Origin of the sequence: Pricia mediterranea (assembly GCF_032248455.1) — a bacterium.
GTDB lineage: Bacteria > Bacteroidota > Bacteroidia > Flavobacteriales > Flavobacteriaceae > Pricia > Pricia mediterranea.
In genome coordinates, this window is the sequence record NZ_JAVTTP010000001.1 from 3,894,807 (window position 1) to 3,920,931 (window position 26,125).

A 26,125-nucleotide genomic window follows, 5' to 3' on the forward strand; every position below is an offset into this window, starting at 1 on the left:
CGACGAAATGCAATAATTTTAGTCGATTTCTGTTATCTTCATAGACCAGTCCACACTATGCGATTTTATCACCTGTTCCCCTTTCTCTTTTTAACGTTTAGCTTTGTCCATTCTCAGGATAACCCCCTGATCACTCGAGATAGCATCGACCAGCAAAAGTGGGTCGATGCCCGCTACGCGGCGATGTCCCTCGATGAAAAATTGGGACAATTGTTCATGGTCATGGTGGGTTCCGACCAGAATAAGGCCGCCATTGATGGGGTCGAAGCCCTGATCGAACAGGAGCATATCGGGGGGGTCATCTTTTCCACCGGGGGTCCTGTACGACAGGCGAAACTCACCAATCGCTTTCAGGCCGCATCAAAGCTGCCCCTAATGATCGGGATGGATGCCGAATGGGGACTCTCCATGCGCCTCGATTCCACCTACGCCTTCCCCTGGAACATGACCTTGGGGGCGATTACGGATAACACCATCGTACAGGATGTCGGCCGCCGCGTCGGGGAACATGCCAAACGACTGGGCGTCCACATCAACTTCGCCCCCGATATCGATATCAATGTCAATCCGAAAAATCCCATCATCGGAAACCGGTCTTTCGGCGAGGATCGTGAAAACGTATCCAACAAGGGCATCGCTTTTATGAAGGGGATGGAAAGTGCCGGGGTCTTGTCCAGCGGCAAACATTTTCCCGGACATGGCGATACCGAAACCGATTCCCATCACGCCTTGCCCATGATCAATTCCAGCCGGGCGCGGTTGGACAGTATAGAGCTGTATCCATTTCGAAAATTAATCCAAGAAGGGCTCAGCAGTGTGATGGTGGGACATTTGGAAGTCCCCGCCCTGGAACTGAAAGAAGAGCTTCCCTCGTCCCTCTCGGAACAGATCATATCCGGCGTGCTGAAAGAGGAAATGGGGTTCAAGGGCCTTGTCTTTACCGACGCCCTCAATATGAAGGGCGTGACCGATCACGGAAAAAATGGGGATGCCGAGCTGGCCGCCTTCATCGCAGGAAACGACATCCTATTAATGCCGATGGACGTAAAAAAGGCCAAGCAGAAATTGGCCCAGGCCTACGACAAGGGTAGAATTACCGAAGAACGCCTATCCACCTCCGTAAAAAAGATCCTCCTGGCGAAATATAAAGTGGGGCTGCACCGCTATAGCCCGGTAGTGCTCGAGAACCTCTATGAAGACCTGAACAGCCGTACCGACGACCTGGTCTACGAAGAGGCGATCGAGAACGCCATCACGGTGGTCAAGAACGATTACTACCTGATGGGTATCAAAAATCTGGAGAACAAAAAGATTGCCTACGTAAAGTTCGGCGATGCGAACAGCGAGCCATTTATCGAATCTCTCAACAAATATGCTAAGGTTACCCAGGTCAATGCCAAAGATATCGCTACCCTCAAGGATAAATTGAAAGCCTACAATCTCGTTATAATCGGATTTCATAAAAGCAACGAGAGCCCTTGGAAAGCCTATAAATTTTCACAGCGGGAATTGGAATGGTTGAACGAAATTGCCGCCATGCGCAGCTCGAACCTTATACTTTCGGTATTTGCCAAACCCTACGCCCTGATGGATGTGGAAGCGCATACCCTAAGCAGGGTGGATGCGGTCGCCGTCGGATACCAAAATAGCCGGATGGCGCAAGAGAAAATGGCGCAGATCATTTTTGGGGCGTTACCGGCCAAGGGAAGGCTCCCGGTCACCGTACATCCCCAGTTTCCGGTAAACCGACAGCTGAAATTGAAGTCCCTCTTACGATTGGGCTACAGCTTGCCCGAGCGGGCCGGCTTCGATGCGCAAAAACTGTCCCAGGTAGATACCTTGGTACAGCAAGGTCTCGATTCATTGATGTTTCCGGGGGCACAAGTGTTGATAGCACGAAAGGGCAAAGTAGTCTATGATAAGGCCTTCGGGCGACCGACCTTCGATTCCGAAGATAGTATAACCACCGAAAGCATCTATGACCTGGCCTCCCTCACCAAAATTTTGGCCACCCTGCCCCTGGTCATGAAAATGGACGAGGAGGGCGATATTGCCCTGAACGATACCTTTCAGGACCTGCTGCCGGAATATGCCGATACCGAACTTAAGAACGTGACCGTGCTAAAGGCGTTGTCGCACTACGGAAGACTTCCCGCATGGATCGCTTTCTACGTCGATACCTTGGACGAGGACCGGAAACCGTCCGAAGAATTTTATCGGGATGCACCAATGGACGGTTTTCATACCAAAGTCACCGATAAGCTATATCTGACCGATGCCTATAGAGATTCCATTTACGATCGGATAGGACGGCAAGATTTGAAATCGAACCGGTACCGGTACAGCGATGTGGCCTACTACGTGATGAAGGAATACATCGAGGCCACAAAAAAACGACCCTTGGACCGGTTGAGCCAGGATTTTCTTTATGAGCGGATCGGGGCGTACAACACCAGTTACAATCCCTTGGAAAAGTTTCCCCTGAACCGGATCGTGCCTTCGGAAGAGGATAACTACTACCGGTACCAGCGGGTGCAGGGCTATGTTCATGACATGGGCGCTGCCATGCAGGGCGGGGTAGGGGGGCACGCCGGACTTTTCAGCAATGCCGGTGATGTCGCCAAGATCATGCAGATGTACCTGCAGGAAGGTTTTTACGGGGGCACCCGTTTTCTGGAATCCCGGACCGTTAAAAAGTTCAACACCTGCTACTTCTGCAAAAATGACGTTCGTCGTGGCGTCGGATTCGACAAGCCCCAACTAGAGGGCAGCGGCCCCACGTGCGGCTGTGTTTCCCGCAAAAGTTTCGGACACAGCGGGTTTACGGGCACCTATACCTGGGCCGATCCCGAAGAGGAGATCGTATACGTCTTCTTATCCAACCGCACCTATCCCACCGCCTCCAACACCCTGTTGATCAAATCGGGACTCCGCACCCGGATCCAGGAGAAAATTTATGAGGCACTTGTTAATTGAAAATTCCAAATTCCAAAACTCAAATTCCAAAACCCAAATTCCGCGCATCAATTTTCAAACTTCAACTGATGTAAGGTTCAAGAGCTACCCCGAAGCTGTTCACGCCCGTCAGCCGTCCTTTCGTCTTTCCTCCTTTCGTCTTTCCCTCTTTTTCTCCCCGCTTTTCGCTAACTTTGACGAATGAAGATAGCAATAGTATGTTACCCTACCTTCGGGGGTAGTGGCGTAGTCGCGACGGAATTGGGTATCGCATTGGCCGGCAGGGGCCATGAAATTCATTTTGTGACTTACAGCCAACCGGTACGGCTCGAACTGTTGAGCAATAAGATTCACTTCCACGAGGTCAACGTGCCCGAATACCCCCTCTTTCACTATCAACCTTACGAACTGGCCCTATCGAGCAAGCTGGTCGATACCATCAAACTGCACGAGATCGACTTGTTGCACGTACACTATGCCATCCCCCATGCCTATGCCGGCTATATGACCAAAAAAATGTTGGAGGAAGAGAACATCTACGTACCCATGATTACAACCCTTCACGGCACCGATATTACCCTAGTGGGAAATCACCCCTTTTATAAGCCTGCAGTGACTTTCAGTATCAATCAATCCGACGTGGTCACCTCGGTATCCGAAAATCTAAAGCAGCGGACCATGGAATTTTTCGATATCCAAAAAGAAATCGAAGTAGTTCCCAATTTTATCGACGGAAAAAAATACAGTGCTTCCTTCACCGATTGCCAGCGTTCCCTGATGGCCGAAGATGACGAAAAAATTGTCACCCATATCAGTAATTTCCGAAAGGTAAAACGTATTCCCGATGTGATAGAAGTGTTTTACAGGATCCAGCAAGAGATTCCCGCTAAACTGGTCATGGTAGGCGAGGGGCCCGAACGAACCCATGCGGAAAACCGCTGCAAAGAATTGGGGATTTCCGAAAAAGTCATTTTTTTGGGCAATAGCAACGAGATTGACCGGATACTCTGTTTTTCCGACCTGTTTTTGCTGCCTTCCGAGACGGAAAGTTTCGGACTGGCCGCGTTGGAGGCGATGATCAACAAGGTACCGGTAATCTCGAGCAATACCGGGGGTATCCCCGAGGTGAACGAAGACGGCGTAACCGGCTTTTTAAGCGATGTGGGCGACGTGGACGATATGGCCCGCAATGCCCTTAAAATTCTATCGGACGAGCAAACGCTGGAGAAATTCAAGAACAACGCCATGATTTCGGCGCAACGTTTTGATATTGATAGAATAGTACCGCTGTACGAAGCTATATACGAAAAGGCCCATAAAAGTCGTTTTGATAAAGCATACGACCGCTAAAAATTGCGGCCCTGCCAAAAAATAGTTCGGCACCTCAAGGCGAAGAGTCCTTATCCGTGTCCCATTACTGTAATCCACCGAAAATTCCTACCATTTGGACTATATTTTTGGTAAAAAGAAGCGATAGCCCTTACTTTGTAGCGAGAACACCCAAATTTTACACCTATGAAATGAGCCATAAGATATCTTGATACTGATCGAGATGTTTGTTGGCGAATTACATCTGACCGTTTAAAAAACCATAAAAATAAACAGATGAAACCTATTACGCTCATTGCGATCGCTTTCACGTGCCTCCCCCTCACCTCAGTTTTTTCCCAAGAAGTGGTACAAGACGGGGAAGAAGAACTTCGGCTAACGGCTAAAGACAGTATTGTAGAAAAGGCTTGGACGGTCGGGCTAGGGTACAATTTCGTCGACGATTCCGGTGATATGGCCGATGAACTGTTCGCCTTCAAGACCCAATGGAATGCGGTTCCCTATCCCACAAGGTTTAACTTCGGAAGATACTTTAAAAGTGGGATAGGTATCGAAGGGATTGCCACCTACAATCGATATAAGGAGGGCAAAATTGTCGATAATATGCCCAACCCGGAAGAAAAAAGTTATTTCGGTCTGGATGCGCGATTTACGTACGATCTGAACAAAATCATTGGTGAAACGGCCTGGTTCGATCCCTATCTCGGGGTGGGATTGGGATACACCGAGGCCAACAACCGCCCGCGTGGAACGTATAACGGGGTCATCGGATTTCGCACCTGGTTCTCCGACCATTGGGGACTCGATCTGAACTCCTCCGGGAAGTGGTCCATGAATACGGGGGACGCTAGCAATCACCTGCAACATGCCGCCGCGGTGGTCTATCGTTTTGGAATCGAAAAAGGACTGTCAAATAAAGGCGAAGAAAAGCTGGCCCTGATCGAAGCCCTAAAGGCCGAAAAACAGCGAAAGCAAGATTCCATCGCCGAGGTGGATCGTCAGCGTGAGGCTGCGGCATTGGCGGAGCGTTTGGCAAAAGAGAAGGAAGCCGCCCAGCTGGCCGCTGCCGAAAAGGCCAGAAAGGATGCGGAGAACCGAAGAAAGCGCCAACTCGAATCCCAGATTGCGGACTTGGGCATGATCTACTTTAAATTCGACTCCTCATACCTGACCGATAATTCCAAAACCATTCTTGATAAAATTGCGGCTATTCTAAATCAAAACGAAGATGTGACCCTACAGGTGGGATCCCATACCGATTCAAGGGGAGCGTCGAAATACAATGAATGGCTTTCGAGCCGGCGGGTGGAGCGTACGGTCGGATACCTTATTGAACAGGGTATCTCTCCCGGCCGATTGAACGGACAGGGATATGGTGAAACACAACTGCAAAACGAATGCGATGACCATACGTATTGTTCGGAAGCGAAGCACAGGCTCAACCGACGGTCTGAGTTTACGGTCCAGTTTAGTAATGCGTATTAAGTATTGAGTATTGAGTATTGAGTAGTGAGTATTGAGTATTGAGTATTGGGTATTGAGTATGGATTGGGTGTTCGTGGCTTTTGCGTTACGGGTGCCTTAGTTTTGGATAGGTGGTCGTGCTTGTCGGGTGGCCTCAATGAACCGAGCGCTTTTCTCTTTTATCGCTTTCCCAGATCGTTGAGATATTCCGAAATTTCTTCGGCGATCAATTCCCGACCGTGGGCGTTCCAATGGTGATCGTAAATAAGGTTTGTTGACTTTTTGGATGCTGCGAACCGATCGGCAAAATCGATATAGCGAAATCCATTTTCCTTTAGAAACTCCAAAAATAGGTCACTGGTCTTTCGACTGTCCAGAAGCAGGGCGCTCTTGCCCTTATCGAATCCGTAGAGCGCGACGAGGCTTTTAAAATTATCGATCCGCTTTAGATCCTTTGCTTTTTTTTGCGCTTTGGTCTCCGATTGCATCGCATTGTCTTTGTAGGCATCGTCGGTGTCTCCGAAAGCAATCCCGTCCTGTGCCAATTTCTTTAAGGGTTCCACAATTCCGATTTTGGAACCATAGGCCAGCAGTTTTATATTGTCGCGGATTCTAAATAGGGGAGAGGAGAGCATTTTAATCCTACCGTGATTGGGTTCGTAAATGCCGCGGTCCAGATCGTTTTCGTAGTTCAGGTAAAATATAATCTGGTCGATCAGCTCAAAATCATCCGAATACGCATCCACCAGATGAATTTGGTTGGCAAAGTCGTATCCGGCGTAGCCATATTCGTAAACTTCTATCCCTTTTATCCGCTCTTCGATCCGTTTTCCGGTAGAGCTGTAATAATCTTGGTGGAAGCCCTCGATAAAAGAATCGCCGATCAAGGCCAGTTCATAGTTGTCCCTACTCGGCTCGAATTCCCGATGTGAATTGAATCCTGCTTTATTGATATGGAATTCCGAGAAATTTTGGTTCCTGTTTCCGGTAACGGCATATCCCGAATTGTCCGGCACCCTTTTTTCCACCCCATATTCATCGATGAACCTTGGGGGATCTTCCGTGTACAGGTGTAGCGCCCTGACGATACCTTCAAGCAAAAGAAGTATCAAGAAAATATAAAGCGCCGATTTTAAAATAAATTTTTTCACGTCTATGAAAGTTGTTTTATACGTTTACTCGGTACTCGAGATTTAAATGCTTCGAGGCCTCGAATTTCTAATGTTTTTCCTTTCGAATGACCCGCGGTCCTTGTTTTTAGTTTTAAATTCCGTTCGAAAGCCTCTGCATACCGAAAACATTTTCCTGCCAAGGCATTCCGGTGGATTCCCTTAGAACTGGAAATAGATAAACGATCGGTTTACCCCATCATCATAGAACAATAAGATACTCAAAACGACCAGAACGTACAAGAGCAAGCGTACCGGTCGATATTTGAATTTAAAGGGACTACGTTCATCTTTTCGGATGAGGTATTCGTAAAAGGTAAACACGGCGATCAGGATAAAAAAATCGAGCATACGATAGCCCATGGGATGCACGTAGGGCTCATAGCGGAAATCGGTGACGATGCGGTCGATATAGTCGAACGCGGCGCCAATGGAGGGCGACCGGAAAAAAATCCTAGAAAACGTGACCAGGGAAAAGGTCAGCAGTACCTGCAGTATCTCGGTAGGGGTGGGCAACCAGGTACGCTCGCCGATAACATTATCCGCGTATAGGCGGTTTCTTCCCATCAAGAATACGGGAATATACAATAAGGCGTGAAGGCCTCCCCAGAATACAAAGGTCCAATTGGCACCATGCCAAAGTCCACTGACCAAAAAAATAATACAGATATTCCGGACGGACTTCAGTTTGCCCACCCGCGAACCCCCAAGGGGAATATAGATATAATGCCGAAACCAGGTCGATAGGGAAATATGCCAGCGTTGCCAATATTCCGCCATGTTCCTTGAAAAATTGGGAAACTTAAAGTTCGACATCAACTCAATGCCGAACAGTTTGGCGGTTCCGATGGCAATATCGGTGTAACCGCTAAAATCGCCGTACACCTGAAAGCTAAAAAGGCACACCCCAAGAATCAGGGTAGAGGCCGGATAGTCGGCATAGTTCGCGAAAATATCATCTACGATGGGCGCCAGGGAATCGGCGATGACCAATTTTTTGAAAAAGCCCCATAAAATAAGTTTAAGTCCGCTTGAGGCTTGGGGGTAGGTAAAAACCCTTCGGGAATTTATCTGTCCCAACAGGTTCGAGGCCCTTTCGATGGGACCGGCGACCAGTTGCGGAAAAAATGCGACAAAAGCGGCGAAGGAAACAAAGTTCTTGGTAGGTTCAAGCTTCTTGTAATAAATGTCGAAAGCGTACGACATGGTCTGAAAGGTGTAGAACGAAATACCCACCGGCAAGATAATACGCAGCGTCCATACACTTTTCATTTCATAGCCTACTGCGGAGAATGCATCGACGAACGAGTCGATAAAAAAGTTGTAGTATTTGAAGAAACCGAGCAGTCCCACATTGCAGACCACACTGACCCACAGCCAGTATTTGGCCTTTTTCTTATCGTTGAGGTTATTATAGATACGTTGCCCCACGTAAAAATCCACCAGTGTACTGAAAGCGATCAAAAACAGAAACCGCCAGTCCCACCAACCATAGAACACATAGCTGGCCACGATGATCAGTAGGTTCTGAATACGCAGGCTTTTGTTGAATACGAACCAATACAGCACGAATACCAACGGAAGAAAAAGCAGAAATTCGAGGGAATTGAAGAGCAATCTAGGGGGATTTAATGGTTCGGGGTAGCATTATAATAAAGGGTAGGCAGTTGTAGTTTGAAGTTTTTCGCTTTCTGCAACTGCTACTGCCGACCTCTAAGTACTGTTCAATGCGTTACATTTTCATTTATCGGTCAAAATCCTAAGGTTCTTACTTCACAGTCGTTCTATTCTAACGTAACTACAACCTGTTTCGTGTTACAGGTCAGTAAATAACGATTCTTTTTTCGGGTAGCATATAGCCGAACATCTTTAAAATGACCCTTGTTAAGGTAAAGGAATTCGAAGACCGCTGGTCGTAGGTGATGGTTTTCAAGGGCATCCAATGGCAGTTCGCGGGTGGTGTCGATCGGCCCTTCAGGATCAATTTCGTGGAACCTGTAGTTTACGTGCTGTACCGATTCCGAAGATCTGCCTTTCAACCGATAGGTCATCCGGTGCATACGTTCGTTCACCTTCTTATCACGCAGATACTGCTTGAAATCAAAAAAACGCTTTGTACAGTAGGCGATGGTCCTGGCCCGTATGGACTTGCAATCGTAATAAATATGGTATTCAAAATCATAGGTCTTCGTGGCCCAACGGGTTTTATAATCGAAATATCCTTTAGAAAAGTCAAAGATTTTTACCCCGTTAGCAAGACACCACTCCAACAGGCCCAATATGGTGTTGGACCCTAGGTGGAATTTGGCATAATCGATATCAAAAACGGTTATCGCGTCAAAAAGGATGTCTTCCGAAAAAAAGTTCAAGGTAACCCCGATGGGTTCATCGCCGTTATAGATAACAAACAACGAAGCTTTTTCTTCCAAAAGCATGGGGTAGCTCAGCTCGTAATAGAATTGCCATTCTTTGGGATCGAGATTATTGTTGGTGATCTGCTTATCGTCAAAACGCTTTTCGAGCAGTTTTCGGAAACTGTCGAAGATATGATCATAGGTTTCCCTGGCCATTTCACCGCGGTACATGACATAGCGCACGTCAAAAGAGGCATCGAAGCGCTTTTTGTACTTCTTCAGTTTGTACCTACTGCTCTTGCTGAAGGCCGTGGCCAGAAATTCGTTGACCGAGCCGTGATTTTCAAGATTGATAAGAAAACCTGGATATTGCGTACTGCGGTATAGTCCCAGACCGGTGCCATGAGTGTCGGTATCGATTTCAAAATAGCTGGGAACATCGTAAATAAGGAAGGCTTTTTTTCTGAAATCCCGGGCACTTTCGAGTTCGAGCCGATAGCTAATCCCCTTGGTCAAGGTCTTGCCGACATTGGTATAGAGCGGTAAAAAGCGGTGTTTTATAAAAGCCAGGGAAGGCATGAAATCAAATCGATGTTCCGATTTATTTGCTGCGAAACGTTCGGACCAAATGCCCGTAAAGGTTGGGGATTGAAAGGGATTGTTCACTTGAAAGGAATTCGAGATCAAAGATGTTAGACCTGAGCGGTCTTGATTTGTTGGCGGTACGCCGGGAAGTAATCCGTTTCCCCGTGGGCCGAACGTTCGAGGCCATCGTTCATTTGGACCACCAATTCATCGTAGGCATTTTCGTTCACGATATACTTCCAAAATTCGGCCGGTTTAAGGTCTTTTGAGAAAGAGGCCTTGAAGTGGAAGAGGGAATCCTCCCTGACCCCGAGACCGCCACCGAGATTGAAATAGGTGAAACCTTCGGCCGTGGCCCGCAACCGCATCTCGTCGATCAATAATTTAATGGGATTCAGGTGCAGGTATTCTTCCTTGCATCCCGATAAGTGGTATTGCACGATATTCCCCGTTTTGATGAACATGGCGCCTCCGACCAGTTCGCCGGTATCCTTAACGGAACACATTAACAGTTCCACCTTAAAATACGAACTTATCATCAGTTGATAGAAGTACCGCTTATCGAAAAAATAATAATCATCGGCATCGACCCTTCGCATGTTCGCGAAATACATATCGATGAATTCCTCAATTTGCTCCTCATTCTTCCCTTCCACGATATCATACTTCCTTCTGGCCTTATTAACATAGGTCTTCAGGCGATTGTTGTATTGACGTCGTTGAATGTCGATAGGAAGGGTCAAATCGATGTTTACCACGTCTCCGGGGCTGTTTACGCAACCTAGACCGTCGATAAGGTTCTTCTGGTAGTCGAGATAGGGGTGCAAGCGGGTGAATACGGAAACAATCTTGTTTTCATAGAGAAAGCCCTGCAGCACCTCTTTAAATCTTGTATTGTCAAAATGCAAGGGGTTGCCGTCCTTGGTTTTGCACAACGGACCGGCATATCCATATACAGAAGTGGCGTCCCGATACTCAGTACCCTCGATGTCGCGCACCAATAGAGGGAGGGCAACAAGCGAATTATTTCCCCGATAGGCGATGAGTACGGGCTTCTCCTCTTCCTTTTTGGATAAAAGATGATAATAATATGTATAGTAAAAATCGAAATGGCCGACCAGCTTCATAAACTGGTTCCATTTCTTTCTTTCCGTGATGATTTCAATCATGCTGATACATGTAATGGTACAAAAGTACGGTCTTACTTAGGAAATAGTAAACGTTTTGAGAGTAACTTTTAGCGTTTTCGGGGTTTGTCGGAAATGGATTACGTTACGAGAAGCGGACCAATACAAAAGGATTGCAATCCATAACTCCGCTCCGTCTCAAGTATGGATAACGGTATATTAGGAGATTTATTTGGTCGCAAGTTTAGGATCAGATAGAATACACCAAAAAGAAAGGTTCTGCATATTCGGTACCCACCAAATTCCCAAAGTATTTCGCCGAGTTCCTTAGCGCCTCGATACTCCTTGGATGGGGATAATCCCTTACTTCGGTCGTATATTCCGACATGGCATTTAATTTATCTTCGATTGTTTCGGAGATGTCGATAAAAACATTGGGATTAAAAGCTTCTTTTTTTAGCAGGTTGCCCCATTCCGTCGAAGAGTTGACGTAATAGGAGAGTAAGTGCCGCACATTTTGACCAGGGTAAGGTCTGCAAGCGACTAAGGTACTTTCAAAAATTTCGTTGTGGTCTTTGTTGATATCGGTACGGTCTTGTACGAATACCGTGTCGTATTCCCCTTTTGATATTATTTTTCCCAAAGCGATATTCTTATCTACATGCGCTACGGTATCTAGGCGCATATCCGGAAAATCCTCGCGCGGCAGTACTTTGGACCCTAAAACGTCGTTGGCCGACTTGGCCTCATGAAACTTGTCTTCGAGTATAGCGTCGTTGTTGAAATACTGGGTACTGCTACCATCCGTAAAAATAAGAACATCGACTTGCTTGCCCATTTTGACCAATTGGGGAATCGTTCCGCCAACGCCCAGTATTTCGTCATCTGGGTGTGCGGCTATGACAAGGATTTTATTAAAGAGTTGGAGCATATTGTAAGTTTTTAGACGTTGTACGTTAGAAGTTGCGTGTTGGCTATTTAATCTCTAAGGGTTTAAATCCCATATTTTTTCTTTACCGGGATATTTTTGTTATGTGTGAAGCTTGTTTTTCAACATAAAAATTTCATCCTGAAGGCTGTAGCCCAGTTTATCGCCGATCCTAAAGATTTTCATATCGATGGGGTCGCCATTTGCATCGCCCGGCCGGTTGAGCCAAAGTTTGCCATCTGAAAACTGGACCAAAATACCGGTTCTATTTTTTTTCAGGATTTGGCCTATAGTTCCGAAGTAATTGTCCTCTTTGTCAAATTCGACCTCCCAAAAAGTGATTTTTCGGTCCTTATAGTAACAGTAGGCCCCGGGAAAGGGCTCTGACACGGCGCGGATGAGCTTCTCGACCTCCGTGATTTTATGGTGGAACTCCAAGAGACCGTCCGAAGGCGTTCTCTTCCCCCGGTGGGTAGCCCCTTGTTCGTCTTGTGGGGTGAAGGTAATGGGTTCGTTATTGGTGATGGACTTATATATTTCGTGAAATCCGAGTCCCAATTGTGTGGCGACTTCACTATATAGATCTTTGACGTAAGTTCTCGGGGGGATATCGAACTCCTTTTGAAAAATCAAGCTTCCCGTATCGACGCCGGTATCGATTTTGAAAAAGCTGACAGCAGACGACCTTAAGTCTTCGAGGATAGTCCAGGGTAGGGGCGCGCGACCCCGGCCATACGGTAACTTAGATGGATGGGTACCCACTACAAATTCGGAAAAGCAATTTATAAATTCCGCCTTGAAAATTTGGCTCCATCCTAGGGTAAAAAGATAATCGGGACCGAGACTTTGTAAGGCTTGAACGGTCTCATCGGAATTTACGTTAATAGTATCCACCACATTAATTCCGTGGGTATCGCAAAAATCGTGAAGATCATAATAATCGGATACGTTCTTACTGCGGCCACTGGGAAGCGTAATCAAGGTATGGATGTCACACCCTTGTTCGACCAAATAATTTAAACACTCGAACGATTCAAGGTTAGATCCGATACAACAGATTTTATATTCGGTCTTGCTCATGATTTTCTAGTTAAGTAATCTATCTTCCACTTTCTACAATGTTAACTTCTTGAAAGGAAGTCACAAAATTTTGGGGCATGTGCGTTTCGTCGAAATATCGATGTCCGTCAAAATGCATATTGAGTCCGTTATCGACCAAGCCCAAGGTCTTCCATCCGAGTTTGTTGGGGGCGATAAAATCCTTTCGCAGGTTATCGGCCATATAAAGATAGGTATGATCGGGAAACTCTTCCATAATAATCCTATAATTTCTTTCATCCGGTTTTTCCGAACCCACCTCTTCCGATATAACAATCTTATCGATACGATCGGTGATGCCCAATGCCTTTAACTTGGCCCGTTGGGTGGTTTTTCTGCCATCGGTAATAATTCCGATTTTTCCTTTTTTATCTTTAATGCTAGCCATGGTTTTGCACACGCCATCAAAAAGATGCAGGTTGGGCGTGTGGTTGCGATAGGTGTGCAGCAAATCCGATTTATTTGCGGGATATGTTGTGGAAACATACTCAAAAACGTCCTGCTTACTTCGAAAAAGGGAATACATACGGGCAAAAAGGGATGGCCACTGCTTGGGATCGACACTTTTGGCAATTTCAGCATAAGCGGACCGTAAATATTCCATTTCGTTGTAGAGGGTATCGTCAAGATCAAAGACGATAACGGTTCGCGCATCAACCTGTATATCCATGTACCAAAATTTCGTCGTCGTAACGTATCATGAGCAAATTACGTTCCCAGCAATCAAATTGTTCCTCGATGGTTTCCTCCAGAAAATGCTCTTGGATGACCCATTTCACATAATTGGCGCCGGACAGGTAGGAGAGGGGAAACCCGCCCCCGAATCTGGGATTGATTTCGATGCCGTAGATTTTATCCTCGGCCTTGTGTTTAAAAAACTGTGAGGTCAAACAGCCGACCGCACCTTCGATATGGCTCAAGCGCTCCTTTATATAGGGTATCAAAACATTATCTACGGTCAAGGCCTTGTACACTTCGCCGTCACGGACTTCCAGGCGTTTTCGGGGTACGATACATTTCAGGTTATGGTCCTTGCCATAATAGAGGTCACAGGTATATTCGTCGTAGTGCTTATGATCGAGATATTCGAGAAACATCAGCTTATCGTTATCGAAATGATAGTCCGTCAGGTCTTCTTCTTCTTCTATCAGATAGGTATCGATACTACGGCTTCCGTCTATCGGTTTTATAAACAACGGCAACTGATAGTTATCTCGGGAGTATTCATGGGCCACGGCAACCTTGTTCGCTTCGAAGAATCGGTGAATTTCCCTTTTATTCCTACATTTTTCGACGAAGGCTTCCGAGGCAATAACCGCTTTTATTCCGTTTTCCGCAAAAAGATCCCCGTTGATGGCCATGGGGAGCAATTCGGCATCGATGGTGGGCACTACCAGTTGAATATCATGTTCCCTGCATTGCCGTATCATCGACTCGGGATAATCGGGATCCGAGACCATCGGCACCTTAAAATGACCATCGGCCACTTGACAGGCCCCTGAAAGTTGGGGATTGGCGTCTGAAGCGTAAACCTTAGCCTTAGGATAGACCTTTTTAAGTTCTTTTTGAAAGGCCCGGACCAACGACACACGTCTTCCCGCAGAAGAGATTAGAATATTCATCGTACGAAGGTATAAAATGTACGGAACATCTTGATGAATGGATCGATTAAGGGTTTTCGATTGAAGATGAAGACCAAGAACGAATACGCCGCACCGTGGTAATCCTCACCTAAAAATTTCTTTAAGGGATAGGCGTCTATTTTTTCAAATCCGTCCAACATTTCCGGGATTTCCTTTACGGAGATATCCGATTTCATCAAGCGAACCATCAAGAAAAACACAAAAGATTGTTGTCTGGTCTTCAATCGTTTGATGCACCTCTCGGCATCGGGATGGTTTTTGGGGACACTTTTGATCAGCCCGTCATAGGCATGGGCCGCATTGGCGTTGTCATAAATGACTTTTTTATAGTGTTCGGGACTTTTGTTCCGCATAGCGGATGTGGGCAAGATCCGATAGCGGTGTACATCGAGTTCGACATGCGCCATTCTTTGGGCTACGCAAAATAGCTCCGAAGTTAGAATGGCATCTTCCATCCAGCGACCTTCGATAAAGCGAATGCCCGTGTTCCGCATAAACTCCGTTCGGATAATAAACCACCAGATTTCGTTCTTGTGTTTTCGGTCGGCAATGTACGAAATACCATCTTTGACCTCCAGCGCTTTGATGGGCTCGTCGAGGTTCTCCGAGAACGGGTAATGCGTATCTACTACCGGTTTACTTTGAAAAGTAAGGATGTCGAGACGGGTATCCTCCATCAACGCCAACAAAATGGGCAAGGTATTTTCGGCCAAGTAGTCGTCGGGATCTAAGAAATAAAGATATTTTCCTTTAGCGATGTCGTAGCCGGAATTCCGGGCCGCCCCGACCCCGGCATTTTTCTTATCGATAACAATAACGTTCTCGTGCTGTCGCGCATAACCATTGGCAATGTTCAGGGTATCGTCTTTAGATTCGTCATTAACTACAATGATCTCAAAATCGGAAGCCTCCAGATTTTGGCGCAACAGGCTGTCAAGGCACTCCTCGAGATAGAGTTCCATATTATAGCAAGGAATGACAATACTGAGTTGCATAGCTTTAATTTCCTGTAAAGGCTTCCATAGTTGCGCTAGTTTCCGAAGAGATCCCGTCGCGCTTGATCACCTTCAAAAAGGTAAGCCATAGGATCTTCAGGTCTAAAAGAAACGAGATATTCTCGACATACCAGACATCGAGTTCGAACCTGCGCGGCCAGGGTACGGTATTTCTTCCGTTTACCTGGGCCCATCCCGTAATGCCCGGCCGCACATTGTGCCGTTTGCGCTGTTCTTCATTATACAGCGGCAAATATTGGATTAAAAGCGGTCTGGGACCTATTAAGCTCATATCACCTTTGAGCACGTTGAACAATTGGGGAATTTCATCCAAGGAAGTCTTTCTAACAAACCGACCGACTTTGGTAATCCGTTCGCTATCGGGCAACAGCTTCCCGTCCGGCCCTTTTTTATCGTTCATCGACTTGAACTTGTATATCTTAAAGATCTTGGCGTTTTTACCGGGCCGTCTTTGAATAAAAAAAGCATCGCCTTTGTTCGCTATGGTCAGAAGAATGAAAGTGATGATCAAAATCGGACTGCAGATGACCAAGATGACGAACGAAAGCAGTATGTCCAGTACTCTTTTAAAGAAGTGTCGATACATTATTATTAAGTGTTCAAATAGAGGCCGAAAGTAAGTATAATAATTTTTGTGGGTAGCTTAGTATAGACCAATTACAGCAATAATGGATATAATTTCAATAGTGGGGGAGAGAAACGTACAAAAGAAGCCATACTGTTGCGTTTAGAAATGACTTATCTGTATTTTTATTGGACATTCAATGTCGATACGTTTCAACTTTCGATTTCCAAAGCCTTGTATTCTTCAAGTTTGGCCTGCCAAACCAGTTTTTGGTCGTATTTTTCAGCAATCAATTGGCGAGAGGCTACATCAAAACCTTCGTATTTGGTTGGATTTTTTAAGGTAAGGGCCATGGCCTTGATGAGCGCATCGCAGTCCTTGACCGGAATGATGGTGCCATTGTAGCCCTCTTGAACGATTTCGTTCGAACCGTTGATGTCGGTCACTATGCTGAACTTGCCCATAGCTCCGGCCTGGAGTACTACGTTCGGAAAACCTTCCCTGTAGCTGGGAAAGACGAAGATGTTCGCAATCGCTAAATACGGTCGCACGTCCAACTGCCAGCCCACGGAGATTATTCGAGGGTTATGCTCTATATCGTTCTCTATGTGTTCCGGTAGCGGGTCGAGTTCTTTTTCGTATCCCCCGACCAACAGTAATTTTATATCGTCATGGTTTTTGCTGATTTCATTGAAAGCGGTCACCAGTTCTACGATACCCTTGTCGAAAACTAGCCGACCGACAAAGCAAAAGACAAAATCGGAATTTTCGATATTAAGCTCCTTTCGGATATTTGCACGATGTTCCTTGTCGAAAAGTTGCGGATCGAAATAGGAAAGGTCGACGCCGTTGACATTTCCGTTGGCGATTACCTTGAGCGGTTTCTTGGTAATTCCGTAGCGGATGAGGTCTTTTCTGACCCCTTCCCCTTCCGGATAAACCTTCGTGGCGCAGAAGCAAATGACCTTATCAAAGAAAATGAGCAATTTTTTCATTGCTCCCTTATGGGTTGGAAAGATAAGTCCGGTAAACGTATGGATCCTATGGGGCACTCCGGCGGCGTAGGCGGCCATCATGCTGAGCAGGCCCGCCTTTGGTGTCAGCGAGTGTACGATGAAGGGTTTTTCCCTCTTAAAAAGTTGATAGAGACGGTAGAGCGAAACGATATCTTCGCGAAGGTTTATCTTACGATTTATTCGGAGGGGAATCACCCGCACGCCCTCGGTTTTACGGATACGCTCGTGCTGATGGCCATCGGAAGATATCCCGGTAACATCGTAATATTGACTCATAAACCGCAACTGGCCCTTTAGCAGTATGGCTAGCGACCCCGCCACGGCGGAGACTCTGAACAGTTTTTTTTTCATAACCTTATTTAACACCTTTGGAAAACCGGGTATACAGGTAATACCATAGGGTAGGATGAGACCATATCATGCTTTTAGAGGTCATACTCTCTATTTCACGAAGTTTATTTTTACGGAAATCATCTACTGCTAGCTTCATCAATTGTATCCCTTCCCCGATCTGTAGATAGGTATAAGTGGTAAAATTATCATTTTGATTTGGACTTATGGTTTTTTGAAACAGCACGCCCCCTGTATCGATACCTGCGTCAACGAGGTGTACCGTAACCCCACAGTTTTTTTTATCATTGTTTGCAAGAGCCCAATATCCACCGTGGACTCCCCTGTATTTCGGGGTAATACCAACGTGGGTATTCACAAATGTAGTATCGATACAGTTTAGCACCTTTTTAGAGATGATACGTGTGCCATTGACAATAATCAAATCAGGATTTTCTTTTTGTAGGAAAGCAATACATTCCTTGGAGTTGACAGAAGGTACGTTTATTATTTTGTCTGATGGAATTGCGCTGGAATCAAGATTGTATTGTGATTTAATTTCTTCAGTTCGATTTTTTGAGAATCTGTTCAAAATTTTGGGCACACTCAATTGAAACAATATTTGTCCGAAAACCTTTACATACCCCAAGCGTTTAACTCTCCTTTTCAGAAATTTCTTTTTATTGCCTTTTCCTTCGACAACTACCTTCGATATAGGAGTGGTATCTTTCAGTCCGTTGAACATAAAAGCAGAAGATTCTCCGCCGCCTGTAAGCATAATAATTTTTATACTCATTGTTTTTCTTTTAAGGCATGGGATATTTCACCCATGGTAGCACTTTCAAAGCCGTACTTGGAATTAAGTTTATCATAATGGCCAAGTATTTTATTTAATATTTTGAAATTTTCTTCTTGATGTCCCCCAAAATTATGAGGATGCCACCAGAGATGATACACTTTTTTATTTTTGGCGGCATAGGTCATTCCATTCAGAATTCTGTTCACACGCATTTTCTCGATCAGTCCCAATTTTTGGGAATAGGGCCTTAAAAATCGACTTGATGGTATATTGTACGGCACCGATTTCGCTATATCTTTCATGTTATAGCAATTATGGCCGGATAAATTTATATAAGAGTCCAAGAGCCGGAAAGCACGCTTTAGCGGATTAGGAGTTTTGGCCATTAATCCGCTAGGGGACCATATTTTTTCATTGCCTCGATATGAGGTTATACCTAAGTCCCTTAAAATCTCCAAATATTCTTCATTAAACTGATTTCTTGGAAAAACCAAGCTTTTTATGGCAACGCCCTTGGTTTCCGCAATAGTTATGGCGGCAATCAAATCGTTCCTGAAGTTATCCTTGGTCTGTCCATCCTCAAGACAGTAATAGTGTGAAAAGGTATGGGTGGCAATTTCCTGCGAAGGATATTTTTGCAACAATTTTATTAGGGATGGCGCAAAGTGGTACGGATCTGTTTCTTCGTTGTCACCAATAGTATCAAAATGTCTTATATACGGAGAAAGGCTTTGATTGGAATATTTCGGTATATCATTAGGACATGAAGTCTTAAGCTCTTTTTTATCGTCGGCAAATAAGAATCCAACTGTGGCAAAAGTGGCTTTCACCTGATAATTTTCAAAGGACTGTATCATTCTAGGCAATACCTCCCAAACCGCCTGGATGTGTTTCCCGTAATTTTCTAAAGTGAGGTGGTCCCTCATACCCCAGAAAAGCTCAAAATCAAGCGAAATGACAAATTTTCCCGAATCGTACATATTTTCTTTTTGTATCACAGTAAGCATGATTTTAATCGAGACAGGAGACCAATAGGTTCTCGTATTGATCAAGCACTGTTTGCGATCCGAATTTTGACAGAACGGAACGGCTTACTTCATTTCGTTTCCAGTGGTGGTCCGCCTGTAATAGGGTGAGATATTCCTGTTCGTCGGCCACCAAGAACCCGTTGGTACCGTGTTCGATGATTTCCTTGGTTCCGCCCGGCACGTCGAAGGCCAATGCTGGAGTACCCACGGCGCAGCTTTCCAGCACGGCGTTCGGAAAGCCTTCCGAATATGATCCCTGTAAAAACAGGTCATTTTGGATGAGGTAGTCGTTGACCTTGTCGGTATGGGGGATATGGGTAATCTTGTCGTTCAACCGTAGATTGTCTATTTGATTCAATATATTTTCCTTTTCTGGCCCGTCGCCAATAATGGTATAATGAAAATCCCGGTCCAGTTGCGCCAAAATGTTCAAGATACGGGCATGGCCCTTGATGGGGTCGAGTCGGCCTACCGTAACCAGATTATGGGTTTGGTCGATAACATCCGGTGCATCGATCTCTCCGGTATCCCTCACGGGATTCCCGATAATCGTTATTTTTTCGTCGGGAATGCCATAGCGTTTTTGAAAATTATGGGCCATGTCTCTTGATTGACAGAGTACCGAATGGGCTTGGGCAAAGCATTTTTTAGCTTGCCAACTTCCCTCTTCCTCTGATCCGACACTGGCAGGCCGAATAATAAAACGGATAGAAGGTAGCAGAACGGCCATTACGCCAGCGACCATGTTCAGGTGTCCAATAGAACTTAACACGATATCGGGTCTTTTATTGCGCAAGAACCTATAAATACCGGGAACGGCATGCAAAACCCTGTTTTTGTCCAAATAAGTGACAGGAATTTTATCGACTTGGTAAGTAGTCTGCTCAGATTTGCCCATGACCAACAGCTCCGTAGCGAATTTATCGGGATTCAGATGTTGGGAAACAAAGGCAAACACCCGTTCGGCACCTCCGGTCCCAAGATTGGGAATCATAAAAACTACCTTGACTTTCTTTCTGTTGATTCGATAATGTATTATGCTCCTTTGCATTTTCAATTTTAGGGCTTTTAATATTTTCATTCCATTTAATCGAAATTAATTAACTGCTACTCTATACGGTTGCTACCTCTGTAGCTTTCTCCGGTTCGAGCTTTCTGATTTTTCTAAGCTCTAAATAGACATAAACGGAAAGCAAAATATTATTGTAAACGAAAAAATAATTATGGCTAACTAACATGGATAACGAAACCACAACCATGATATAGAATAGTTCCGGACGCGTCTTAAACTGTTTGTAACTGTTATATATTAAATAACCATATAATCCGATCAAAAGCAAAAGAGGAATTATGCCCGCCTCCCCGATAACCAATAAATAGGTGTTGTGGATACCCGGTAAATCACTAGTTTTTTTCTGCAGCTTCATGAATCCATGGCCGAAAATGGGTTTATCCATTATCATATCGTAGTATAGGGCCCAAGTGGCCGTTCTTGAATCTCGTTGCAATGTCTTGGTCTCAACAGGCCCTTCGTCAAAAAAACTTTCTAGCGCATCGAACCTATCGGTCTCGAACATTTTGCTATCTGTGAAGGTAAATACGCCGATGAGAACTACTGCTCCAATAGCAGGGACTAATAAGTTTTTTTTGCTTTTTGCTATGGCCAAAATATTGATAAGCAACCAAACAATTACGAAAGTTCTTGAAAGAGTGAGTATACCCGCAAGGGTAAAAGCGAATTGGCCAATAAGCCTCCAAGTTTTCGAATTAATTGTATAAGAGAGTGCGAAACCTAATAAACAGGCACTTCCCGCAAAATTCGGATTCAGGAAGAAACCACTGAACCGACCTCGGATTAAGCCGTATAATGCATTCGCCTCTGGAAAGATAACAGCATTTACTATCACGCTGAACGCTCCGATTAGAAATATGTAAAAAAAATCTTTCGGCTTAGATCGAGCCATGAGTTCCGTACCGCAAACAATCGCAATCATGAAGCGCAGGGATTCTTTCACGAAGAAGTTTGTAGTATCGTTTTCGGTATAATTAAAACTGGAAATCGTGAAAAATAGTATGCCGAAGAGTACAAAAGGTATCGCCGGCTTGTGCCAGGGTTTTGCAAAGAAAAAATAAACAAGCAGTAACAGAGAAGTTGAATAGCTGACGATTGAACCAAGTATTGGTCCTAAATATACCAATACGAATGCTGTGATATTACAGAATACTAGCAATAGTAAAATATATTTTAATATGTTAATAACTTTCATATCAAATCTGTAATGCGGTTACTAAATGGAAGCAATTATTCTGGGATATCGACCTAATTATCTAATTAATGGTAAATACAATAATTAACAGATTGTTCTCCGTGTTAATTCAAAACCTACGAAAGGGTATTTGTGATTTATACGTAAAATCAAGTATTAGGGACGAAAAGTTCATGAGCACTAAGCCTAGGATTTTTTAAAACCTCTTAGTTGACGGCAAAAATATAATATTAATAAGTATCAGGAAATATAAATAGATGAGTAGGCTTAAAAAGGGACTACCTTCAAAACTTTTACAAACCAGTTTGATTTACTATTTGTTTCCTCGGTTGACGGGTCTATCCAAAATTCGAATAAGACTACTAATTTTACACTAAAAATGTCAAATTACACCTATTTATAATTTATAGATTATGGCTCATTATATACTTACCCCCATCCTTAGGACAATAATTCTTTAAAAATAAGTTTGATGATGGTGTTGAAAGAGGGGGGTCCGGGGGGAGACTCATAACTCGCCCTTTTTGTTGATAACCCTGTTTTGCCCTTTCGTGCCATCATGCCGCTTTGCTCTTTCTTTGTTCATAAACTGTTGACGGGGCCTCGTCCCCCAGGCTTTGGTGCCTCCGCTCGTTGTTGTAATATTCGAAATATTCCTCGAGCCCCCTGTAACATTCCAGCCCGTCGTCGGCCGGGAACAGGTAGACGTGCTCGTATTTGACGCTGCGCCAGAGCCGTTCGACGAATATGTTGTCCAGGCACCTGCCCTTCCCGTCCATACTCAGGCGGATCTCTTTTTCCTTTGTCACGTAGTCCGTGAACCCGATCGAGGTGAACTGGCTCCCCTGGTCGGTGTTGAGTATCTCCGGCGCGCCGTGTTCCCCGATGGCCGTGTCCAGTGTCTTGCGGCACCATTCCGATGTCATCGTGTTCGAGAGCGACCAGCCGACCACGTAGCGGCTGTACAGGTCGATTATCGCGCACAGGTAAAGGTAGCCGCCCCGTACGGGGATATAGGTGATGTCCGTCGCCCACACCTGCCCGCAACGCTCGATATCGAGGTTCTTCAAAAGATATTTGTATATCCTGTGCAGCTCCCCCTTGCCGCGCTTCGAGGTGTTCGGGTTCGGCCCCGTGGCCGATAGGCCCATCAGGCGGAACAGCCTCTCGATGCGCTTTTTGTTGACCTTGTATCCCATGTCCTTTCGCAGCCATGTGGTTATCCTGGGTACGCCCAGCCAAGGGTGCAATAGGTTCTTTTCGTCGATGATCCGCATCAGTTCAAGGTTCAGGGCGGTCTCGCCCTTCGGCTCGTAATAGACCCCGCTGCGGTGGATATCCAATAGTTCGCACTGGCGCACCACGCTCAGCCTGGAATCCCTTTTGACCAATGCCTTCCGTTCTTTTTTGGACTTACTCATGACGAGGCCGTCTTTAAAAAATCGTTCTCGACCTTGAGCTGCCCGATGGTCTTGAGCAACCGTTCCTCCTTCTCCTCGGCCTCGGTCTTGGCGCTCTTGGCCTTCTTGGAGAAGACCTCCTCGCCGTTCTTGAGGAACTGCGTCTTCCAGTTGGTGATCTGGGCGGGGTGGAGCTTGTGCTTCCTGCCCAGTTCCTGGATCGTTTGACGTTCCGATAGTGCCTCCAGAACGACCTTGAACTTGAACTTCGATGTGTGTTTCCTTCTACTCATGGTACAGTAAATTTAAGGTTAAAAATTAAACTTAACTTACTGTCCTAAAAGCGGGGGGAAGTATATTATTGCGATAATAGCTATGTTGAATTGATAATTTTAATTAAAAAAAATCTCGATAATTTTGGAAGCTAACTCAGCAGGAAAAATATCTTATAAACCCTAAGTTTTCGAATAATCAAGCGACACTTTTTTCATGGATATTATCATTCCTTAGTCGATATAAGGAGTTTCATTTTAGACGGTATAGAAATGGTAGCTGCCTATCTTAATTTGTTTGATTTAACAAGCGCTCAATTAGATTTTTCCACTTTGCTACAATCTCTTCGGTTTCATATTTCTCTACCGATTTGCGGGCCACAAGGCCCAAGTTGCGGCGCAAATCGTCATTCTTGGCTAAGTTTTGCAGTTGAATTGCCAATGCAGGGATGTCATCTACATCTACTAAATAGCCATTAACATTATTTTCAATCATCTCGGCAGGTCCGGTAGGACAGTTAGTAGAAACACAGCCTAGACCGAAATACATGGCTTCGAGCAAAGCATTAGGGAAACCTTCGTAGCGTGAGGAAAACGCAAATATTTTACTGGAGGAATAATATTCGGCGATGTTGGATTTTTTGCCCAATAGAAAGACGCTTTCCTGTAGATTCAGTTTCTTAATCAGTTCGGTAAGTTTATCTCTTTGGCTACCTTCACCCACAATATGCAATTGCCAGTTTTGTAGTTGAGCTTCGTAAAATGCGCGAATCAAAATATCTTGGCCTTTTTGATTTTCGAGACTGCCAACATTTAGTATAACGTTCTTTTTTTTAACGCTTATCGTTCTGTCGAATTCGGGATTGATAGGATTTGGAATGGTCACTAATTTTTGTTCTTTAACAAACGAGGTATAAAATGCCTTTACACGAGAGGTTTGTACGGTTAATACATCGGCCCTAGGATAGAGCAACCGTCTTAGGGTCTTCCAAAAAAAACCAATAGTAGCAGTTTGAGCTAATGGATTATTACGCTCGCTTATGATGACCGGTTTTTCCAACCGTTTCGCCGCCAGAGTGGTCAAAATGTTATTGGTGGTTAAAAAGCCTATAGCTAAATCGATTTTTTCATCCCTTAAATACTTTAGTATCGCTTTATAGGTGTTGAAATTGGACTTCAAGGCCTCGAAAATTCCTTTCGACGGTTTTGGTCCTTCTTTACAGTGTAAGAGAGTAACTTCAGGCCTTAATTCATAGAAGCTGGGAGAATCTATCATTATAATGATAAATACCTCAAAGTATTTGCTAAGAGAATTGCTTAGAATACTTATAACGCGTTCAGAGCCGCCGGACTGCATCCCGTGAGTTATGAACGCTATCTTTTTTTTATTCATTGGACAGAAACTATTTTCTAGATGAAAGGTGCCATATCGTTTGGTCCCAGCTGTACCGATTTCGGTGGAAAGTAAGGGTCATAGTGCGTCTTTAAAAACCTCATTATAAACTTCTTGATAGCCAAAACTGGCATATTTTGATTTCACATTAAAAAATTGGATGCACAGATAACCAACACTGTAACAAAGATTGATTAAAGACAGGTGGAATCGTGTAGATGATGCTGCTAATGACATATCTATCATATTATTTGATAATTTGGTAAATTTTGTTTAACTCATCCTGTTCGAAATAATCGGTATCCTTTTTATTTCGGTTATGTATTTTGACCGATCTAAGTTGATTGGCTATTTCAAAAGGTGGTAGGTCGGTAAAGTTTATAATGCGGTTCAATTCTTTTTCGGGGTCCGCAACAAAATCCTCATAATAAACTTCTAGATATTTTGGTTGATACCTATTCACCTCCACTTCGGTTATTTGGATAATTTTCTTTATTTGAAAAGCCGTTAATAGCGTTGGATTATCTGAGTTTTTTATAGCCCACTTTTTCTCATCTTCACTGTAGGCACCAGTCCACCATAATTGATTGGCTCCTCGTGTTTGCCAAAAGTCCACTTTAAGAAATGAATTGATAGTGGGTATCAAATTTCTTTTTAGGTTAATAAAAATCGCATCTGGAAAAATTTTTGTCAGGTAGGATATTCTTGACGGTCCGGTAATTTTAAAGGTCAGCCTCTTTTTATTTTGGTAGAGCACCATTTTGTTGAAATATGACCGGATAAAATCGATTCTATCCTCACTTGGATATTTTTCAAAAAGAAAATCCCGAGAAAAGTCCAAATCATCTCCAGTCAAATAGTTCCACATATTGTATGCTTCTACCGGTTTTAAAATGTATCTATTGCCGGAGGATAGCTTGTTTAATTGCGGTTTCTGACCAAATGTTCTCCACAACGGATTATCAAATAAAGATCGTATCAAGTTCACTTTTGAATGCTTAGGGTATCTGTCCTGATAATTGCTTGGAAAAGCCAAATCCGGATGTCTATCGAAAATTTCTGAGATTATAGTTGTGCCGGATCTTCCCGTTCCGATGAAGATGATTGGTCGTTCTAGTTTTGCGTATTTCTTCATGCGATAAAAATTAACTTTATCTTTAGCTCTGGTTTATTGATTTAAGATACTTATTTGATATAAACTATTCTGGGACTTGCAATCCTAAACGTTAAAAGCGTCGGTAACAGAAATCCGGTTCAAACGAACGGCACAGCGAAATTACGGAAAAGAATGTTCCGTGTATTTTCCAATTATGAATAAGAAGTCAGATTTCGCTGATATCGTAACTCGACCTTTCAGAGAATATCAAAAAAGGTCAAATAAAGTGGG

22 protein-coding genes are annotated in these 26,125 nt (G+C 44.5%); 3 read left to right on the forward strand and 19 right to left on the reverse strand.

Translation table 11 applies throughout. The features are described 5' to 3' along the window. Positions 1-57: 57 nt before the first annotated feature. From RQM65_RS16055 to RQM65_RS16065, 3 genes are all read left to right on the forward strand, one after another. On the forward strand, positions 58-2,976 hold the full coding sequence (locus RQM65_RS16055; protein ID WP_314016434.1) for a serine hydrolase domain-containing protein: 2,919 nt from the start codon (positions 58-60) through the stop codon (positions 2,974-2,976). A gap of 180 nt (positions 2,977-3,156) precedes the next feature. Next, on the forward strand, positions 3,157-4,305 hold the full coding sequence (bshA, locus tag RQM65_RS16060; RefSeq protein WP_314016435.1) for an N-acetyl-alpha-D-glucosaminyl L-malate synthase BshA: 1,149 nt from the start codon (positions 3,157-3,159) through the stop codon (positions 4,303-4,305). A gap of 255 nt (positions 4,306-4,560) precedes the next feature. Next, positions 4,561-5,769, forward strand: coding sequence for an OmpA family protein (locus RQM65_RS16065; RefSeq protein WP_314016436.1), 1,209 nt, complete (start codon positions 4,561-4,563; stop codon positions 5,767-5,769). A gap of 158 nt (positions 5,770-5,927) precedes the next feature. On the opposite strand, the gene RQM65_RS16070 is transcribed toward RQM65_RS16065, so the two are convergent. The 19 genes from RQM65_RS16070 to RQM65_RS16160 all read right to left on the reverse strand — a co-directional run bounded on the left by RQM65_RS16070 (position 5,928) and on the right by RQM65_RS16160 (position 25,873). Beyond that, the gene (locus RQM65_RS16070; protein ID WP_314016437.1) at positions 5,928-6,899 is read right to left on the reverse strand and encodes a hypothetical protein; all 972 of its coding nucleotides are present in this window, start codon (positions 6,897-6,899) and stop codon (positions 5,928-5,930) included. Between the two features lie 180 nt (positions 6,900-7,079). Next, positions 7,080-8,534 (reverse strand): MBOAT family O-acyltransferase, encoded by a 1,455-nt coding sequence (locus tag RQM65_RS16075; protein WP_314016438.1) that lies wholly within the window; start codon positions 8,532-8,534, stop codon positions 7,080-7,082. 167 nt (positions 8,535-8,701) lie between these two features. Next, the gene (locus RQM65_RS16080; protein WP_314016439.1) at positions 8,702-9,937 is read right to left on the reverse strand and encodes a GNAT family N-acetyltransferase; all 1,236 of its coding nucleotides are present in this window, start codon (positions 9,935-9,937) and stop codon (positions 8,702-8,704) included. Between the two features lie 26 nt (positions 9,938-9,963). Next, positions 9,964-11,025: a GNAT family N-acetyltransferase gene (locus tag RQM65_RS16085; protein WP_314016440.1), complete on the reverse strand. Its 1,062-nt coding sequence runs from the start codon at positions 11,023-11,025 to the stop codon at positions 9,964-9,966. Positions 11,026-11,233: 208 nt separating this feature from the next. Beyond that, positions 11,234-11,914 carry a PIG-L deacetylase family protein gene (locus tag RQM65_RS16090; RefSeq protein ID WP_314016441.1) on the reverse strand — a complete coding sequence of 227 codons (681 nt, stop codon included), beginning with the start codon at positions 11,912-11,914 and terminating at the stop codon, positions 11,234-11,236. Positions 11,915-12,013: 99 nt separating this feature from the next. Continuing rightward, a complete protein-coding gene (locus tag RQM65_RS16095) occupies positions 12,014-12,991 on the reverse strand; it encodes a methionyl-tRNA formyltransferase (RefSeq protein WP_314016442.1) in 978 nt (325 codons plus the stop codon). A 19-nt stretch (positions 12,992-13,010) separates the two neighbouring features. Beyond that, positions 13,011-13,679, reverse strand: coding sequence for an HAD family hydrolase (locus RQM65_RS16100; RefSeq protein ID WP_314016443.1), 669 nt, complete (start codon positions 13,677-13,679; stop codon positions 13,011-13,013). Further along, positions 13,663-14,631, reverse strand: a complete 969-nt coding sequence (locus tag RQM65_RS16105; RefSeq protein ID WP_314016444.1) for an ATP-grasp domain-containing protein — start codon at positions 14,629-14,631, stop codon at positions 13,663-13,665. The genes RQM65_RS16100 and RQM65_RS16105 overlap by 17 nt, the downstream gene beginning before the upstream one ends. Then, positions 14,628-15,647, reverse strand: a complete 1,020-nt coding sequence (locus tag RQM65_RS16110) for a glycosyltransferase (RefSeq protein WP_314016445.1) — start codon at positions 15,645-15,647, stop codon at positions 14,628-14,630. The genes RQM65_RS16105 and RQM65_RS16110 overlap by 4 nt, the downstream gene beginning before the upstream one ends. Positions 15,648-15,651: 4 nt before the next feature. After that, complete coding sequence (locus RQM65_RS16115; RefSeq protein ID WP_314016446.1) at positions 15,652-16,254, reverse strand: sugar transferase; 603 nt, start codon at positions 16,252-16,254, stop codon at positions 15,652-15,654. Positions 16,255-16,445: 191 nt separating this feature from the next. Then, complete coding sequence (locus RQM65_RS16120) at positions 16,446-17,600, reverse strand: glycosyltransferase family 4 protein (RefSeq protein WP_314016447.1); 1,155 nt, start codon at positions 17,598-17,600, stop codon at positions 16,446-16,448. A 4-nt stretch (positions 17,601-17,604) separates the two neighbouring features. Further along, on the reverse strand, positions 17,605-18,375 hold the full coding sequence (locus tag RQM65_RS16125) for a formyl transferase (protein ID WP_314016448.1): 771 nt from the start codon (positions 18,373-18,375) through the stop codon (positions 17,605-17,607). Then, positions 18,372-19,376: a polysaccharide deacetylase family protein gene (locus RQM65_RS16130; protein ID WP_314016449.1), complete on the reverse strand. Its 1,005-nt coding sequence runs from the start codon at positions 19,374-19,376 to the stop codon at positions 18,372-18,374. The genes RQM65_RS16125 and RQM65_RS16130 overlap by 4 nt, the downstream gene beginning before the upstream one ends. A gap of 13 nt (positions 19,377-19,389) precedes the next feature. Continuing rightward, positions 19,390-20,487, reverse strand: a complete 1,098-nt coding sequence (locus tag RQM65_RS16135; protein ID WP_314016450.1) for a glycosyltransferase — start codon at positions 20,485-20,487, stop codon at positions 19,390-19,392. Positions 20,488-20,518: 31 nt separating this feature from the next. Next, positions 20,519-21,421, reverse strand: a complete 903-nt coding sequence (locus RQM65_RS16140) for an O-antigen ligase family protein (RefSeq protein ID WP_314016451.1) — start codon at positions 21,419-21,421, stop codon at positions 20,519-20,521. Between the two features lie 809 nt (positions 21,422-22,230). Beyond that, complete coding sequence (locus RQM65_RS16145; RefSeq protein WP_314013201.1) at positions 22,231-23,094, reverse strand: IS3 family transposase; 864 nt, start codon at positions 23,092-23,094, stop codon at positions 22,231-22,233. Beyond that, on the reverse strand, positions 23,091-23,366 hold the full coding sequence (locus tag RQM65_RS16150; protein WP_314013202.1) for a transposase: 276 nt from the start codon (positions 23,364-23,366) through the stop codon (positions 23,091-23,093). The genes RQM65_RS16145 and RQM65_RS16150 overlap by 4 nt, the downstream gene beginning before the upstream one ends. 268 nt (positions 23,367-23,634) lie before the next feature. Then, entirely contained in the window at positions 23,635-24,738 is a 1,104-nt protein-coding gene (locus RQM65_RS16155; protein ID WP_314016452.1) for a glycosyltransferase family 4 protein, read from the reverse strand. Positions 24,739-24,985: 247 nt separating this feature from the next. Next, a complete protein-coding gene (locus RQM65_RS16160) occupies positions 24,986-25,873 on the reverse strand; it encodes a sulfotransferase family protein (protein WP_314016453.1) in 888 nt (295 codons plus the stop codon). Positions 25,874-26,125: the final 252 nt, after the last annotated feature.

What these genes read in the sequence shown, in the direction of transcription:
- RQM65_RS16055 (WP_314016434.1), top strand. Translation starts at nt 58, where the DNA reads ATGCGATTTTATCACCTGTTCCCCTTTCTCTTTTTAACGTTTAGCTTT.
- bshA (WP_314016435.1), top strand. Translation starts at nt 3,157, where the DNA reads ATGAAGATAGCAATAGTATGTTACCCTACCTTCGGGGGTAGTGGCGTA.
- RQM65_RS16065 (WP_314016436.1), top strand. Translation starts at nt 4,561, where the DNA reads ATGAAACCTATTACGCTCATTGCGATCGCTTTCACGTGCCTCCCCCTC.
- RQM65_RS16085 (WP_314016440.1), bottom strand. Translation starts at nt 11,025, where the DNA reads ATGATTGAAATCATCACGGAAAGAAAGAAATGGAACCAGTTTATGAAG.
- RQM65_RS16090 (WP_314016441.1), bottom strand. Translation starts at nt 11,914, where the DNA reads ATGCTCCAACTCTTTAATAAAATCCTTGTCATAGCCGCACACCCAGAT.
- RQM65_RS16095 (WP_314016442.1), bottom strand. Translation starts at nt 12,991, where the DNA reads ATGAGCAAGACCGAATATAAAATCTGTTGTATCGGATCTAACCTTGAA.
- RQM65_RS16100 (WP_314016443.1), bottom strand. Translation starts at nt 13,679, where the DNA reads ATGGATATACAGGTTGATGCGCGAACCGTTATCGTCTTTGATCTTGAC.
- RQM65_RS16105 (WP_314016444.1), bottom strand. Translation starts at nt 14,631, where the DNA reads ATGAATATTCTAATCTCTTCTGCGGGAAGACGTGTGTCGTTGGTCCGG.
- RQM65_RS16110 (WP_314016445.1), bottom strand. Translation starts at nt 15,647, where the DNA reads ATGCAACTCAGTATTGTCATTCCTTGCTATAATATGGAACTCTATCTC.
- RQM65_RS16115 (WP_314016446.1), bottom strand. Translation starts at nt 16,254, where the DNA reads ATGTATCGACACTTCTTTAAAAGAGTACTGGACATACTGCTTTCGTTC.
- RQM65_RS16120 (WP_314016447.1), bottom strand. Translation starts at nt 17,600, where the DNA reads ATGAAAAAAAAACTGTTCAGAGTCTCCGCCGTGGCGGGGTCGCTAGCC.
- RQM65_RS16125 (WP_314016448.1), bottom strand. Translation starts at nt 18,375, where the DNA reads ATGAGTATAAAAATTATTATGCTTACAGGCGGCGGAGAATCTTCTGCT.
- RQM65_RS16135 (WP_314016450.1), bottom strand. Translation starts at nt 20,487, where the DNA reads ATGAAAATATTAAAAGCCCTAAAATTGAAAATGCAAAGGAGCATAATA.
- RQM65_RS16145 (WP_314013201.1), bottom strand. Translation starts at nt 23,094, where the DNA reads ATGAGTAAGTCCAAAAAAGAACGGAAGGCATTGGTCAAAAGGGATTCC.
- RQM65_RS16150 (WP_314013202.1), bottom strand. Translation starts at nt 23,366, where the DNA reads ATGAGTAGAAGGAAACACACATCGAAGTTCAAGTTCAAGGTCGTTCTG.
- RQM65_RS16155 (WP_314016452.1), bottom strand. Translation starts at nt 24,738, where the DNA reads ATGAATAAAAAAAAGATAGCGTTCATAACTCACGGGATGCAGTCCGGC.
- RQM65_RS16160 (WP_314016453.1), bottom strand. Translation starts at nt 25,873, where the DNA reads ATGAAGAAATACGCAAAACTAGAACGACCAATCATCTTCATCGGAACG.